Annotated in this window: 13 protein-coding genes; 5 read left to right on the plus strand and 8 right to left on the minus strand. The window is 60.7% G+C overall.

Annotated features, from left to right (window positions below; genetic code table 11):
* The 3 genes from QRN10_RS19680 to QRN10_RS19690 form a co-directional block, all read right to left on the minus strand.
* Nucleotides 1-1468: DUF6531 domain-containing protein (locus QRN10_RS19680; RefSeq protein ID WP_285428952.1), on the minus strand; the 1468-nt coding region annotated here is incomplete at its 3' end.
* A 198-nt stretch (nucleotides 1469-1666) separates the two neighbouring features.
* Nucleotides 1667-3148 (minus strand): methyl-accepting chemotaxis protein, encoded by a 1482-nt coding sequence (locus tag QRN10_RS19685; RefSeq protein WP_253511460.1) that lies wholly within the window; start codon nucleotides 3146-3148, stop codon nucleotides 1667-1669.
* A gap of 96 nt (nucleotides 3149-3244) precedes the next feature.
* Nucleotides 3245-4051 carry a TatD family hydrolase gene (locus QRN10_RS19690; RefSeq protein ID WP_181081840.1) on the minus strand — a complete coding sequence of 269 codons (807 nt, stop codon included), beginning with the start codon at nucleotides 4049-4051 and terminating at the stop codon, nucleotides 3245-3247.
* 234 nt (nucleotides 4052-4285) lie between these two features.
* Between QRN10_RS19690 and QRN10_RS19695 the strand changes: the two genes are divergently transcribed.
* The 3 genes from QRN10_RS19695 (at nucleotide 4286) to QRN10_RS19705 (ending at nucleotide 6813) form a co-directional block, all read left to right on the plus strand.
* On the plus strand, nucleotides 4286-5707 hold the full coding sequence (locus QRN10_RS19695; RefSeq protein ID WP_181081841.1) for an MltF family protein: 1422 nt from the start codon (nucleotides 4286-4288) through the stop codon (nucleotides 5705-5707).
* Nucleotides 5708-5809: 102 nt separating this feature from the next.
* Entirely contained in the window at nucleotides 5810-6244 is a 435-nt protein-coding gene (locus tag QRN10_RS19700) for a DoxX family protein (RefSeq protein WP_181081842.1), read from the plus strand.
* Nucleotides 6245-6504: 260 nt separating this feature from the next.
* Nucleotides 6505-6813, plus strand: coding sequence for a class I SAM-dependent methyltransferase (locus QRN10_RS19705; RefSeq protein WP_181081843.1), 309 nt, complete (start codon nucleotides 6505-6507; stop codon nucleotides 6811-6813).
* Nucleotides 6814-6817: 4 nt separating this feature from the next.
* On the opposite strand, the gene QRN10_RS19710 is transcribed toward QRN10_RS19705, so the two are convergent.
* From QRN10_RS19710 to QRN10_RS19720, 3 genes are read right to left on the minus strand one after another with little or no spacing between them, the layout of a single operon-like run.
* Entirely contained in the window at nucleotides 6818-8545 is a 1728-nt protein-coding gene (locus QRN10_RS19710) for a Gldg family protein (RefSeq protein WP_285428954.1), read from the minus strand.
* Between the two features lie 14 nt (nucleotides 8546-8559).
* Entirely contained in the window at nucleotides 8560-9285 is a 726-nt protein-coding gene (locus QRN10_RS19715) for an ABC-2 transporter permease (protein WP_253511467.1), read from the minus strand.
* Nucleotides 9282-10208: an ATP-binding cassette domain-containing protein gene (locus QRN10_RS19720; RefSeq protein ID WP_285428955.1), complete on the minus strand. Its 927-nt coding sequence runs from the start codon at nucleotides 10206-10208 to the stop codon at nucleotides 9282-9284. The genes QRN10_RS19715 and QRN10_RS19720 overlap by 4 nt, the downstream gene beginning before the upstream one ends.
* Before the next feature lie 211 nt (nucleotides 10209-10419).
* On the opposite strand from QRN10_RS19720, the gene QRN10_RS19725 reads away from it, so the two are divergent.
* Nucleotides 10420-11421 carry a hypothetical protein gene (locus QRN10_RS19725; RefSeq protein ID WP_253511473.1) on the plus strand — a complete coding sequence of 334 codons (1002 nt, stop codon included), beginning with the start codon at nucleotides 10420-10422 and terminating at the stop codon, nucleotides 11419-11421.
* Between the two features lie 117 nt (nucleotides 11422-11538).
* The gene (gene greB / locus QRN10_RS19730; RefSeq protein WP_181081848.1) at nucleotides 11539-12012 is read left to right on the plus strand and encodes a transcription elongation factor GreB; all 474 of its coding nucleotides are present in this window, start codon (nucleotides 11539-11541) and stop codon (nucleotides 12010-12012) included.
* Between the two features lie 45 nt (nucleotides 12013-12057).
* Here greB and QRN10_RS19735 read toward each other — a convergent pair whose 3' ends face one another.
* Nucleotides 12058-14568 (minus strand): ABC transporter permease, encoded by a 2511-nt coding sequence (locus tag QRN10_RS19735; protein ID WP_285428956.1) that lies wholly within the window; start codon nucleotides 14566-14568, stop codon nucleotides 12058-12060.
* Nucleotides 14568-15251 carry an ABC transporter ATP-binding protein gene (locus QRN10_RS19740; RefSeq protein ID WP_285428957.1) on the minus strand — a complete coding sequence of 228 codons (684 nt, stop codon included), beginning with the start codon at nucleotides 15249-15251 and terminating at the stop codon, nucleotides 14568-14570. The genes QRN10_RS19735 and QRN10_RS19740 overlap by 1 nt, the downstream gene beginning before the upstream one ends.
* Nucleotides 15252-15257 lie beyond the last annotated feature (6 nt).

The raw sequence follows: 15257 nt of genomic DNA on the forward strand, positions 1-15257 counted from the left end.
AGTCGCCGTCGACCACCAGCCGCTGCGCCAGCGAATGACTCCACCCAACCCCCAACCCAACATCCACTTCCACCGCACTGGTGCGATACAGCCGTGTCCATTCAAACGGCAAAATCCCGTCCAACGTGCCATCGGTCAGGGTCAGCAGTTCCTCCCCGGTGACCATCGACACCGGGCAGCCGTTGGTGACGGTTTTACCCGCAGAAGCCGCCGCATCGCCCTTAGGATTGGTCGCCACGAGCGGCGTGTCGTCTACAGGCTCCTGCCGCACCAACACCGTCCTCTGCGTCTTGTCGCGCGCCGCTATCACCGGGTTGGAAACCCATTGGTCCCCAACCTTCAGCGGCCCCACCGGTGGCGTGTTGATCGCTGTGGCCTGACTGCCGAGCAACACCGGCCTGGCCACCTCGGCGTGCCCCTCGACGCGCACCTTGCCAAACTGCTCGGCCAAATGTTCCAACCACTCGCGCGCGCGTCGCGACTTGATCCCACCCAGCACCTGCGCGCCCAGGCGAACCACCACGCCCATACCCGCCGTGGCCCAGATCAGCAGCAGGTTGATCAGCACCTCGCCGGTGATTTCACCGAGCAGCTCGTTCATATACGGCGGTGGCAGCAGGCGCATCCAACTGACCATCGCCGCCAGGTAAATGAACAACAACGGCTCATCGCTGAGCATCAGCAAGCCCGTCGCAATAGCGTCGGCACCGAGCGCCAGCAACTGGTCAAACTCGGCCTGGGACAGATACCGCAGCCATTGCTCGGCATGGGCCACCGGGTCCGACAGCCACTGGAACAGTTGCTTGAGGTTGTCCCACAGCGAGTACAGCGCTTCGCCGAATCCGCGCGCGTAGGCGGCGTGGAGCGAGAGGTAGCGCTTAAGGAAGTTCGCCTCGGAGTAGCCCTGCCACAGCGGTTCGAAAGTGTCGGACCATTCGCTGCGCAGCCACGCCTCCAGCGGCGTGATGACCGCCTGATAAGAGGCGTACAGCGCCTTGAAATGCGCGGCGGATACATTCGGGTAGAAGTGGATGCGGTAGCGCTGGTTGCGTTCGCATTCCTTGACTTCAAGAATGCCGCTGGACCCGATGGTTTTATGAATCGGCTCGCCCAGCAGCGTGCCGTCTGCATCGACGCGCTGGAGGATCACCGGTGTATTGCCGATGGGTACGAACCGTGAACTCTGGAACCGATGCACCAAGGTCAAGGTGCCGTCGGCCCGGCATGCTGCAACGGTGCTGCTGGGGAACAGCGAGCGGTTGATCGGCGCGACCCGCTCCGCTTCATCTCCGGCCTTGAACACCTGCTCGATATTCAGCGCCGAAAAGCTGAGGACAGTCTCGGCCCAGGCGTCGTAACTATTGAGGCATCCGCGAAAATCCCTGAGCACGGACTCGACGTCGCGGGTCTTTACATCCAGGGCGGCGAGTACCAGAAAGCCAATGGTCTGGCTGGTCGCGCCCATCATGAGGCGGCCCCGTCGACCGGAGCTTTTATCGGAAGAACCATCTGCAATCCCTCGCACTGTGTGATCAGGCGAGAGACTTTGGAGGGATTGTCAGAGCAAGAAAGTCGGCGTTATTCGCCGGAAGAGCGAGGATATTTCGCCAAAAATGCGGGCAAATTGTGGTGTTGTTGTAGGTAGAGGATTACAGCTTGAATACTCCTACAGCTTCAGTTGCCCAATCGCCTTGCTCAACTCCCCAGCGAGGGTGGCCAGGTCATTGCTGGTGGTGGCGGAGTCCACGGTCTGTTGCACGGTGTTTTCGGTCACATCGCGGATGCTCACCACGGCGCGGTTCATCTCTTCGGCGACATGACTTTGCTGTTCGGCCGCGACGGCGATCTGGGTGTTGCTCTCGCGCATCTGCGCCACGGCGTCGGTGATGTCGGCGAGGGCGGCACCGGCGTCCTGGGCCTGTTGCACGCAGTCGTCGGCCTTGAATGAGCTTTCCTGCATAAAGTCCACCGCGTCGCGGGTGCCGGCTTGCAGGGCCGAGACCATGCGGGTGATTTCGTCGGTAGAGCTTTGCACGCGTTTGGCCAGATTGCGCACTTCGTCGGCGACCACGGCGAAACCGCGGCCCATTTCGCCGGCGCGTGCGGCTTCGATGGCGGCGTTGAGGGCCAGCAGGTTGGTCTGTTCGGCAATGCTGTGAATCACGCTGACCACGCCGTTGATTTTTTGACTGTCTTCGGCGAGTTTCTGGATCATTTCGGCGGTCTGCTGCACACCGGTGGACAGCCCGGCAATCGAGCGTTGCACACGGGTCACTACCTCGCGGCCGCTGCCCGCCAGGGTGTCGGCGGTTTTAGACAGGTCGCGGGTAGCGCCGGCATGCTGGGCGATATGGTGCACGGTGGCGGTCATTTCATTGATTGCAGTGGCGGCCTGGTCGGTTTCGCTTTGCTGGCCGAGCATGCCGTGCTGCACGTCGTTCATGCTGCTGGCCAGGCGCGCGGCACCCTCGTCGAGCTGCCGGGCGGTGCGCGCCACGGTGTTGACCACGCGTTGGTAGCCGGCCTGCATGGCGTTGAATGCGCTGGCCATCTGGCCGACTTCATCCTTGCCGACCAATGGCACGCGGGCCGAGAGATCGCCGGTTTTCTCCACATGCAGCATGACGTCCTTGAGGGTGTTGAGCTGGCTGAGCAGGAAGCGGATCAACAACTGGGAGGCGCAGAGCATCGCCAGCATCAGGATCAATACCGCCACGGCGTAATGGGTGAAGCGTTCGCTGAACACCTGGCTCAGGCTGGGCGCATAGGCGAGCGCGGCGAGTTGTTGGCCGTCCGCGCGGGCCACGACTTGCGCGCCGATCAGAACATTTTCACCGAACAACGGCAGGTGGTTGAGCTCGACCCAGCCGCTGGCGTCGTTCAGGGCTGACAGATCCTGATCAGCCAGCTGTGGGGCTTTGCCGCGCGGGAACGTCAGCCATAGTTCACCTTTCGGCACCGCCTTATCGGCCGGCCAGGCGCTGAGCAATTGCGCCTGGGCTTGCGCGGACGCGTAGGATTGCGCGCTACGGGCCTGCTGTTCGAGGTGCACGGCATATAGCACCAGCAGCAGAGTGGTGACAAAAGCGACCGCGTTGACGGCCCAGAATTTGTATTTCAACGAGATATTGCTAAGCCAGGCACCCATGGAAGGTTTTCTCTGATAGCGAAAGCAGCATTGGCAAGGTGCCAGTATTGTGCCGCTATTCAGGAAACCGGTTTTGACATGGGTCAATGCGCCGCATCAATCCAGCGTAGGCAACCCGAAAAACCTACGGGCGCTGGCGGTGCTGTGTTGGGCCAGGTCTTCCACGCTTTCCTGGCGGTGCAGGGCGACTTCGCGCAGCACTTCCCCTAGATACGCGGGCTCGTTGCGGCCGTTTTTCGGTTTGGGTCGCAGCGTGCGTGGCAACAGGTAAGGCGCGTCGCTCTCCAGCATCAGACGGCCTCGGGGGATTTCTCTGACAAGCGGATGCAAATGGGTCCCACGGCGTTCATCGCAGATCCAGCCGGTGATACCAATGTGCAAATCCAGATCGAGATAGCTGAACAGCGCCTGCCGTTCGCCGGTGAAGCAATGCACCACGGCGGCGGTAAGGTGGTCGCGGTAGTCCTTGAGGATCTCCAGCAGGCGCTGGTTGGCGTCACGCTCGTGCAGGAACACTGGCAATTTCAGTTCGACGGCCAGGGCCAGGTGCGCCTCCAGGACCTTTTCCTGTTGCGGGCGTGGGGAGAAATCCCGATTGAAATCCAAGCCGCACTCACCCACCGCACGCACTCGCGGCTCGCTGAGCAGACCGCGTAGACGCTGAGCGCTGTCGCCGTTCCAATCGCTGGCAGAGTGAGGGTGTATGCCGGCCGTGCTGAACAGGCGTTGGCCGTCTGGATCGAGTTTTACGCACAGTTCCAGGGCTTGCTCGCTGCCGTCGACGCTGGTGCCGGTGAGGATCAATTGCTGCACGCCGGCGGCATAGGCACGGTCGAGAACCGCCTGGTGTTTATCGTCGAAACTGGCGTTGGTCAGGTTGACGCCGATATCAATGAGTTGCATGGTGCTATCTCCGCCTGCGGCCGGAAAGCATATCAGAGCTGTAGATTTATAAGAAAAACCAAGAACTACAACGGTTTAAAGCTGTCTTTGAACGTTGCGACCGACATGGTTGATGGCTAAGTGCCTTGCCCGTGCTCGCGTTGCACGCGAAGCCTGCGCTGAAAGCGCTCTGTTTCTGACCCCCAGCCCCTCGTTTTCCCAAGTGCGCTGGGCAGTATTCTTTCCGGAGAGCGGATGATCCGACCCTCAGCATTGTTGATGTTATGCCTCGCGCTGCTGCTGCCCATGGCGGCGGTCGCGCGTCTGGACGGCCCGCTGGAGGTGACTAAACCCGGCAAAGTCCGCGATCTGGCCGAGATCCGCTCAAGCCGTACTTTGCGCGTGCTGGTCAACCAGAGTCGCAACAGCTCCGGCGAAGTACAGGGCCAGGCGATCGGCGTGGAATATCACCGCCTGCGCGCGTTCGAGCAGTACCTCAATGGCCATGCCCGCGATGGTCAGGCAATCAACCTCAAAATCATTCCCAAGGCCAAGGACCAGTTGCTCGGCGCGCTGGCCCGTGGTGAAGGCGACCTGGTCGCGCCCGGTGAGCTGCTGGATATAAAGGCGGCGCATAAGATCAGCCCCAGCGACCCGATCGCCAGCGATGTGCCGCTGTGGCTGGTGGGGGTCAAAGGTGAGCGGCGCTTTACCAAGCTGGAGCAATTGTCCGGTCGGACGTTGGCATTGACCACCGGCAGCGCAGCGGCGGATGCCATCAGCCAGGTCAACCAGAAACTGGCGCTGCATAAGCAGCCCCCTATCAAAGTGGAGTGGGTTGACCCGACCCTCGCTGTGGAAGACGTGCTGGAGATGGTGCAGGCTGGGATCTTCCACCTGACCATTGTCGAAAAACCGATTGCCGAGCGTTGGTCGAAGATCCTGCCCAAGTTGCGTTTCGACAAGCAGGTGGCCATCAGTGAGTCCGGCGACGAGTACTGGTTTGTGCGCCAGGACGCGTCAATGCTGCGGGCCAGTATCGATCGATTCCTTAAGACGTATCGCACGCCGGCTGACCAGGACGTGGCGTTTCAGCGCATTTACCGGCGTCTCTACCAGGTGCGCAACCCTTTGGCCCGCGTCGACCGACAGCGCCTGGAAAAACTGCGCCCGATCCTGCAAAAGCATGCAGGTGAGCAGGGCATGGACTGGCTGAACCTGGCGGCGTTGGCGTTCAAGGAGTCCGCTCTGGACCCCAGCGCGCGCAACAGCGGCGGCCCTACCGGGCTGATGCAAATCACGCCTTCGGCGGCGCAGCGGGTGGGCGTCAATAATATCGAGAACCTTGATGGTAACGTGCAGGCCGGCGCGCGTTACCTGGCGATGATCCGCCGAAAATTCTTTGCCAGCCCCAAGCTTAACGAGCGCGAGCGCATGGCATTTGTGCTGGCGGCCTACAACATGGGGCCGGAGCGCGTTCAAGGGATGCGCACCGAGGCCAGGCGCCGTGGGCTCAACCCCAACCAGTGGTTCTTCCAGGTCGAGCGCATCGCCATGGAGCAGGTCGGCATGGGGGCTGTCAGCTATGTCAACAGCGTCAATAAGTACTACCTGGCGTTTGATCGGGAGCGGGAGTCCCTGGAGCCGACCGCAACGAAAGTCGCCTCACGCAAATAATCGATTTTATCGATATCAATGGCGCACTTTTTCGGCTTTTATCATTGCCTAAACTGATTAATATGGCGGCCAACCAACCCTACTTTCCGAAGGATGCGTACCATGAGCCCACTGATTAAAAGCCTGTTGTCCACCCGCGCCGGTTATGGCCTGACTGTCCTGCGTATTGTTGTCGGCATCATTTTCGCGGCCCATGGTTCGCAAAAACTCTTTGGCTGGTTTGGCGGCTACGGCCTGGCAGGCACCGCCCAGTGGATGGAAAGCATCGGCCTGGCGCCGGGCACCCTGATGGCATTGCTCTCGGGTGGCACCGAGTTCTTCGCCGGCCTGGCCTTGATCATCGGCCTGCTGGTGCGCCCGGCGGCGCTGGGCTTGACCATCCTGACGCTGGTGGCGATCTTCTCGGTGCATATTCATAACGGCCTGTTTATGGCCAACAACGGTTATGAGTTTGCACTGGCCTTGCTGGGCGGCACGCTGGCGGTATTGCTGGAAGGTGCCGGCAGGCTCTCCGCCGACCGCGCCATCGCCCACTGACCTACCTGCAAGTCTCTGAAAAGGCCCACGCTCGCGTGGGCCTTTTCGTTGCTCGGGATTCTTGACACTGCCCCTCCGGCTTCTCTAGGATGCCGTTCATGCGCCGATTTAAACAGCTAATTGCGGGGCGCCACCGGGACTCAATGCAGCCCGACAGAAGTGTGTTCTCCCTCGTGAGGTACCTTCGAAATACCGCTAAAGCGCTGGTTCGGTGTTGCCTCTCACCTGCCCGCAGACTTTTGAGGCAGAGACACGACACGATGAATGCACTACGCCCCCTTATACGCCTGGCCCCGATCACCGCGGACCTCACTCAACGTAATCCGAAAATTCTCCTTGGCGGCAAGCACCAGCCGACGCTCCTGCGTTATCTGGATGGCTGGCCGCGTCGCAGCGGGCGCCCGTCTGCGTTCCTGATCCAGTTTGTCGAAGATGGCGACTCGCTGGCTCGGTTTGCCAGTGACAGCTTCGACCTTGCAGTCATCCAGGCGCCCAACGCCGACGACGCCGAAGAAGTGATCCGCCAACTGACTCGCATTGCCCGGCAGGGCCTGATCGCACGGCGCTGAGCCCTCAGCGGACCTGGTTGTCAAACGCCACGCGACGGCGACGCTGCACGCCGTGGAGCAGCCAGGCCACCAGGCACAGCATCAAGGGCACAGCGAGTATCACTACCAGCTTGATCGTTCGTTCCAGGTGGCGCACCTGCGCATAGGCGTCGGCTCTCAAGGCGTGCAGCTCTATCGGCAGGCGCAGCCGTTCCTTGTTGAGGGCTTGCAGTTGGGTGCTGGTGTCCACGGCCTGGGAGCCAAGCGTGAGCGTCGCCGGGTTCAGTCGCCGCCATTGCTGTTCCGTTTCCTGCAGGCGGCGCTCCCGTTCAATCGCTTTGGCGCGATAGGCGTGTTCGGCGTCTTCGCGCATCTTGCCGAGCAGGTTCGCCGATGGGGGCGCACGTGGACGCAGGCTTGCAAGCGGCTCCAGGGCGGACAGGTTATCCAACGTGTTCAAGATAAACAGTGCGTTGTCAGTTGGCGCCGCGCCGGCGTCCTGGTCCATCAGCAGATCAGTGTCGGCGACTACTACGACCTGTATCTGCGCGGCTTTCTGCACACCCGGCGGCTGGCCCTTGAGGCCATCGGGAAATATCGAATACGCCGGCCCTTCGATGCGGGCGGCGATCACAGGGGAGGCCACTCTGTCCGTTGATGAAGCCATCGGGGTGATGGGCTCCAAGAGCGCAACCTCCGGCAACACGGCCTGCCAGGAGCCTTGCAATAACGGCGTGAAGGTTGCAGCGCTGCCGTTGAGCGGCGAGAGGACGCCGCTGCTGGAAACCGCAACGGTGTTCAATCGCCAGGTGCTGACGTCGTTTTTGTTCATGGCCTGGCGTGGCAAGTTGAGTCGCGCCAGCGCAGGTATGCCGGGCTTCATGAGCCCAGGTGCCGGCGTGGACCCGTAAAGACTGTCGATCAGCACCTTTCTTTCGGGCATGTGCAGGCCCCAGGCAGCCAGCAACTCACCGACCTTGGGATTATCGGGTGCTGCTTGCGTACGCTGTTCGCTCAACGGGTCGATGAACATCAGCAATTTCCCGCCTTTCAACACAAACTGTTCGATCTCATACAAGGCGCGTTCCGGCAGCAGGCTTGGCTGCACGACCATCAGTGCCTTGAGCTGTTCGGGCACGCGTTGGCCGGTCGGTTGCAGGTCGATAAACGTGAGATGACGCCGCAGCTCACCCATCAATCGACCCGCGGGTTCGCCCAGCGGTATCCCGGACAGCAGCCCCACGCTGGGGCGTTCTGGATGCTGCAACTTATAGATCAGGTGGCTGATTTCGTAGTCAAGCAACGGTTCGTGGTCGAGGCGCAATGATTCGATACGCTGTACGCCCACTCCCGCGCGCGTACCGATCAGGCCGAGAAAACCCATATCTTCGCTCAGGCCGTACAGACTGGCCTTATAGGCATCTTCCGAAAAAGGCAGTGGATCAATCACGTGCAGATTGATCATACCCTTGGCCCGTTTTTCATAGTCTTTGAGCCGCTGTTCAATGCGCTTGCCGTGTCGGTTCAGCGCCTGAGTTCGATTTGGGGCGTTGTGCGCGTTGAAGTAGTACAGGTCCACTGGATGTTCCAACGTATTCAACCAGCGTTTTATCGGGGCCGGTGGGGAATGAATGCCCTGTTGGGAAAAGTCCCACTGGGGATTGGGAAGTTTTCCAAGCCAGACCAGGTTGAACGCCAGGAACGTCAGTGCGATGACAATCAGTGTCATGCCGGTGCGCAGCAGGGATCCCATGTTGAGCTTCCTTCTCAGCGGTACTTCGAATTGAGAGTGACTGTGGTAGCAGTCAGGAAGGCGAAAATCACGCTGATGAAATACAGGCTGTCATGGAGCAGATACTGACCATTGTCGATCAGCGCGAATCTTGAAAATGGGCTAAGCGCACTCAAACTTTCCAGCACTTGAATAGGCAATTGATGTTCCAACGCATCTACGACATAAGAAAGCCCACTGGCAATCAGTAATAAGCCCAGTGTGAGTACGAAAATAACTATGCGGTGACGTGTTAACGTGCAAATAAAACCGCCGATCGAAAGATAACTGCCTGCCAGCAGCCAGCTTGCGGTCAGTTGCGAGGCGATAACACCGTTGTCTGCGTTGCCGAGGTAGTTGATGGCGATAACCACCGGAAACATAAGGCTCAAGGCCATGCCTGCCACGCACCAGGCTGCGAGGAACTTGCCGATGGAAAGTTCGGCCGTGGTGATGGGAAGTGTGGGTAGAAGTTCGATAAAGCCGGCGTTGGACTCGTCCGACCATAGTTGCGTGGCCAAGGCGGGTATCAGCAATAAGTGCAACCACGGATGTAACTGAACGAATGCCCCCAGATCGACAATCTCCTGTCCGGGCCACTGGTTGATGTGGACGCCTCCGGCCATGGACAGTGCTAGAAACAGGGCGACACTCAAGTAGGTGGCGGGTGTCGAGAGGTAGCAGCCCAACTGTCGTTTGAAAATCACCGGGATCAACTTCACAGGGACCCCAACTGGCTCGGGTTTTGCCGTGGATCGCTCAGGCGGCCGGGTTCCAGGCGCCATGTGTTTATTTTCCAGCGACGGTTGGCGATCAGCGTATTGATATGCGGGTAGATCGCGTGCCCAGGCATGGCCAGTACGGTCACTGTACCGGGAGCATGACGGTGTTCTTCGATGCCGGCGACACCGGGCAATACGGCCAGGGACAATAAATCCAGTGGTGTGTCGGCGCTGAGCGTCACCGCCTGGCAGTGCCGGGAGTTGCGCTGCAGGTCGAGCAAAGGGGCGTCAGCCACCAGTTGCCCATCGGTAATGATGAGCGCGCGCGTGCACAGTTCACTCAGGTGCTCGGCATTGCGCGACGCGATGATGACCGTCATCTCTTGCGTCAACGCCTGCACGGTCTCTTTGAACGCGTATATCTGGTCGGGGGCCAGCCCTTGCGTGGGTTGATCGAGCAGCAACACGGTGGGGGTATGCAGGACGGCCTGCGCAATTGCGACTTTGCGTTTCAGGTCTATGGGCAATGCGTCGAGCGGCGTATTCAGCACCGCCAGCAATTCCAGGCGCGCAACGGCTTCGGCTACCCGCCAGCGTTTTTCATTGCCGCTGAAGCCGCGAATGGCGGCCATGTAATGAAGCACTTTATTAACGGTTATGGTGGGGTGGCTCAGCCCTTGTTCGACTTGATAGCCGATTAGCTTTCTAGCCTTGATGGAATGGGTACGTGTATCCAGCGTGTCGATTTTAATATGTCCGCTGCACGGTGGGATCGCCCCTGCTATCAATTTCAATAGCGTGGTCTTGGCGCTGTCGTCATCTCCGAATAAACCCAGGCATTCCTTTTGAATGGAACTGAATGACAAGTCATTAATTATCTTTCTGTTGCCTAGGGTTTTATTGAGCTTGCTTATTTCAATCATTTTTATTGTCGAATAAGTGTGGCGGAGAGTGAGGGGGCAAGGCGAAAAAAGGTTACGGTGATTATCTGGTTTTGGGAACGGTGCTCAGGACTAATAAGACAAGTCCTACGTTCCTTCTTGGGGCTTCGCTGAAACAATTGATGTGTATCTAGATATCCATGTGTCAGATGTTTATATAAACCTTCGTCCTTTGAAATCAGGCCTGATTACTATGATGCTTCTACGTACTCTTGTTCTTGAGCGTAACGGCCAGGATGCTCCGGTCAACGGTGCCTTGCTCTGTGGGTTTGCGGTGACTCAGATCGCTTCCAATTTTCTTGTCTACAGCCTGGACGAAGAAGTCGAGCCCGGCAGCTCCAGGGTCTACATCGCGGCGTTGCACAAAAAGACCGAACGGTATTTTCTGGATCGCATCGAGTCCAGGGAGCACCTGCAAATCGCGATGCAAGCGTTCAAGCAGATCCTGATGCTGGCCGCTGCATCGAACAATAAGCTGGAGGAGGGGACCGAACCCCAGGTGCCCTACCATTTTGTCGACCTCAAAGGTTGTAAGTTGCCGCCTGCCAGGCCTGAAGATCATCACTCGGTAATCATCAAAAAAGCGCTGGTGATGAAAGTGATTACCCTGGGGATATCGGCCCCTGCGCTGGCGGCGATTGAAAGCGCGTCGCTGATTGTTCCATCCATTCGTTTTTCATCGCAGATGGTCTCGCCGCCCCGGGTCGCGAGCCCGCCGGATCGTGCGCGGCAACCGGTTGTGCAGGATCCGGTTGAGGCGGGACCTGCGGCGCCGGATGGCCCGCCGGCGGCGGTTGAGGCGCAGGCCGAGCTTTGCAGCCCGCAGCTGCTGGAGGCGCCCGACGCGGTGCCCCAGGCGGCTCCCTCCGTTCCCATGGAGCGCCATACCTTGGCGCAAGTGGACAGTACGCTGACAAACCTGGCTCGGGTGGCCCAGGATTTGACCCAGCAAAAGCTCGCTGTCGTCGAGCGGGAGGCGGAACTCGAGCGCTGGCAGGCGCGGTTGCAGCAGGAGCAGCAGCAAATGGATGAGAAGAGGCGGGAGTTGGAGCTGGTCGAGACGCAGCAGCAGGTGCAGGCGCATGCCATGGAACAGAAGGCTGAGGCGCTGAACCTGACTAAATCCCACCTATCGATTTTGCGTCAAAATCTGCAAAGAGCACTGCAGGAGATGGACCAGGGGCTGGCGGGTTGAGGATTGGCGACGCTGGCTACTTTGCGCGGTTCATTTATCATCCACCTCAGTCAGTCGACACCAGGGCCGAGACTCTGGAGCATCGGCGTTCATGGACATTGCCGGGGATGCAAGCGTTTGAGTACCAAGCTGATTACCAAAGAAGGTCATGAGGCGCTGAAGAAAGAGCTGGATTACCTGTGGCGCGAAAAGCGCCCGGACACCACGCGTAAAGTCACCTGGGCGGCCTCGCTGGGAGACCGCAGCGAGAACGCCGATTACCAGTACAACAAGAAACTGCTGCGCGAGATCGACCGCCGGGTGCGTTACCTGCGCAAACGCCTGGAAGACATGCGTGTGGTGGAGTACTCCCCTGAGCAGGAAGGCAAGGTGTTCTTTGGCGCGTGGGTCGACATTGAAAACGAGCAGGGAGAAACCAAACGGTTTCGCATCGTCGGCTATGACGAGATTTACGACCGTATGGATTACATCTCCATCGATTCACCGATGGCCCGCGCACTGCTGCGCAAGGAAGTGGACGACGAGGCGATTGTGCAGACGCCAACCGGCGAGGTGTGCTGGTGGATTACCGCTATTGAGTATCAAAAGTGAACGCTGCAGGCCCGCCGCCCTTGAACGGGGCGGGCCTGTGGCGAATCAACCTTCGCGCAGCACGGTAAGCGGGCTGGCATTGAGCGCACGGCGCGTGCCGAATACGCCGGCCCCTCCGATCAACACAGCACCTATCACCGGCAGCAGCAATAGCCACGGGTGAGGGTGCCAGGCCAGGTCGAACGCATAGCGGTACAGCACCCAGGTCACCAGCTCGGTGCCCAGCGCCGCCAGCAACCCGCTGACGGCACCCAGCAGGCCGAACTCGATGCGCCTGGCCGTCACCAGCAATGTGCGCTCGGCACCCAGCGCCCGCAACAGCGCGCCCTGGCGGATGCGTTCATCCAGTGTCGCTTGCAGGCCGGAAAACAGCACCGCCATGCCTGCGGCCAATACGAACAACAGCACGTATTCCACGGCCAGGGTCACCTGGGCAAGGATGCTGCGCAACTGCTCCAGCAGCGCCTCCACCTGCAGGATGGTCACGGCTGGAAACGCGCGGGACAGGTCCACGATCTGCTGATCATGACCCGGTGCCAGGTAAAAACTGGTCAGGTACGTGGTGGGCAGGTTCTTCAAGGTGCCGGGTTGGAAAATCATGAAGAAGTTGGGCTGGAAGTTGTCCCAGTTGATGGTGCGTAGGCTGGTGACCCGCGCCTCGCGATTTTCCCCGCCTATAGTGAAGATCAGATGGTCGCCGAGCTTGAGTTTGAGGCTTTGCGCTACCTTGGCCTCGACCGAAACGCCGGGAATATCGTCTGAAGGTTGCGGCGGCCACCATGTGCCTTCCGTCAGGGCATTGCCCGGTGGCAGGTCGGCGGCCCAGGTCAGGCTGAGATCGCGCTGCACGGCGCGATCACCGCTGGAGTCCTTGCTGACGATTTCCTGCACCGGTTCACCATTGATGCTGATCAGCCGTCCGGGCACTACCGGGTACAGGGGAGCCGATTGCGCCTGGACTTCCAGCAGGCGTGCGCCGAAAGCCTCCTTGTCGGCCGGCAGGATGTTCAGGGCGAAATAATTGGGCGCGTCCTTGGGCAACTGGTTCTGCCAGGTGTCGAGCAGTTCGCCGCGCAACAGAGCGATCAAGCCCATGGACAGCAGGATCAGGCCGAACGCCAACGCTTGGCCAGCCGCAGCCAAGGGGTGGCGCAGCAGTTGGCCCAGGCCCAGGCGCCAGGGCAGGGTTGCACCGGCCAGCAGTCGACGCAGGCTTTGCAACAGCAGCAGAAGCAGGCCACCCAGCACCAAAGCGGCCACCACGCCACCGCCGAGCAGGGCGAAGGTCAGCACCAGGTCGAGGCTCAGACGCCACATGATCAGGCCCAGGGCGAATAATGCGGCGCCGTAGACCACCCAGGTGCTGGACGGGATCGGCAGCAGGTCGCGGCGCAACACCCGCAGCGGCGGTACGCGACCGAGTGCAGCCAAGGGTGGCAAGGCAAAGCCGGCAAGGGCGACCAGGCCGGTGCCGATCCCCGCCACGGCCGGTAACAGACCGCCCGGCGGCACATCCGCCGGCAACAGATCATGCAGAAAATAGAACAGGCCAAACTGCGCCAGCCAGCCGAGCAGGGCCCCGGTGAGGCTGGCCAGCAGGCCCAGTACGCTCAGTTGCAGACTGAACAGCAGCATGGCCTCGCTGCGTGACAACCCCAGGCAGCGCAACAGCGCACTCGCGTCAAAACGGCGCGTGGCGAAGCGGTTGGCCGACAGGGCGACCGCCACCCCCGCCAACAGCACGGCCACCAGGCTGGCCATGTTCAGGTAACGCTCGGCCTTGCCCAGGGCTCCGCCGATCTGTTGGTTGCCGTCCCGTGAGTCCTGCAGTCGCTGGTTGGCGGCAAGGCCGGGTTTGATCAGGTCGCGATAGGTTTGCAGCGCGGTGCTGCCCTGCGGTCCGCGCCACAGTTCGCGGTAGCTGACACGGCTGCCAGGCTGTACCACGCCGGTGGCCTCCAGGTCGGCGAGGTTGATCATCACCCTGGGCGTGAGGCTGTAGAAATTACCGGCGCGGTCCGGCTCATAAGTGAGCACGCGCGCCAGGCGCAGGGTTTTCATACCCACATCGATGCTGTCGCCGACGTTGAGGTCAAGCGCCGTCAACAGGCGCGCCTCCACCCAGGCTTCACCGGGTTTCGGACCGCCGCCCGGCGTTTCTTCGGCAAAGGGCGCGGCTGCGCTTTTGAGCGCACCGCGCAGCGGGTACTGTTCGTTGACGGCCTTGATGCTGGACAGCTGGATGCCATTGTCGGTGGCAATCACGCTGGAGAATTCCACCACGCGCGCATGATCCAGGCCCAGTTCGGTGCCGGACCGGACCTGTTCGGGTCGCGCCGGGGAGCTGCCTTCGAGAACCAGGTCGGCGCCGAGAAACTCGGTGGCACGCAGCAGCATGGCGCCGTTAAGGCGCGCGCCGAAGTAACCGATGGCGGTGCTGGCCGCCACGGCCACCAGCAGGGCGAAGAACAATACGCGCAATTCACCGGCACGGGCATCGCGCAATAGTTGGCGCATGGCAAGGCTTAACAGACGCAACAGCGGCAAACGTGCCATCAAGGCTCCAGGGGCGCGACCATCAGGCCGGCTTCAAGGCGGATCAGGCGTCGGCAACGGTGGGCCAGGCGCTCGTCGTGGGTGACCAGCACCAGGGTCGTGCCGCTCTCTTTATTGAGTTCGAACAGCAGGTCGCTGATGCGCTCGCCGGTGTGGCTGTCGAGGTTGCCGGTGGGTTCATCGGCGAACAGCACGTCCGGCTCGGCGGCGAACGCGCGGGCAATCGCCACGCGTTGCTGCTCGCCACCGGATAACTGACGTGGCGAGTGGGTCAGGCGCTGGCCCAGGCCCACGCGCTCCAGCAGGTGCCTGGCGCGTTCGCGGGCGTCTTTACGGCCGTCCAGTTCCAGCGGCAGCATGACGTTTTCGAGGGCGTTGAGGCTGTCGAGCAGTTGAAAGGATTGGAAAACGAAGCCCACATGCTCGGCGCGGATGCGCGCCCTTTGGTCTTCGTCGAGGCTGCTTAAGGCACGCCCGGCGAGGGTGACTTCGCCACCGCTGGGCAGGTCGAGGCCGGCCAGCAGGCCCAGGAGCGTGGATTTGCCGGAACCTGAACTGCCGACGATAGCCAGGCTGTCGCCCTTGTTCAGTTCCAGGCTCAGTTCGTGCAGGATAGTCAGTTCACCTTCCGCGCTGGGAACCACTTGGCTAAGGTTCCGCGCGGTGAGAATGCTTGCGCCCATGGAGAA

This window comes from Pseudomonas sp. lyk4-R2A-8 (assembly GCF_030209095.1).
GTDB lineage: Bacteria > Pseudomonadota > Gammaproteobacteria > Pseudomonadales > Pseudomonadaceae > Aquipseudomonas > Aquipseudomonas quebecensis.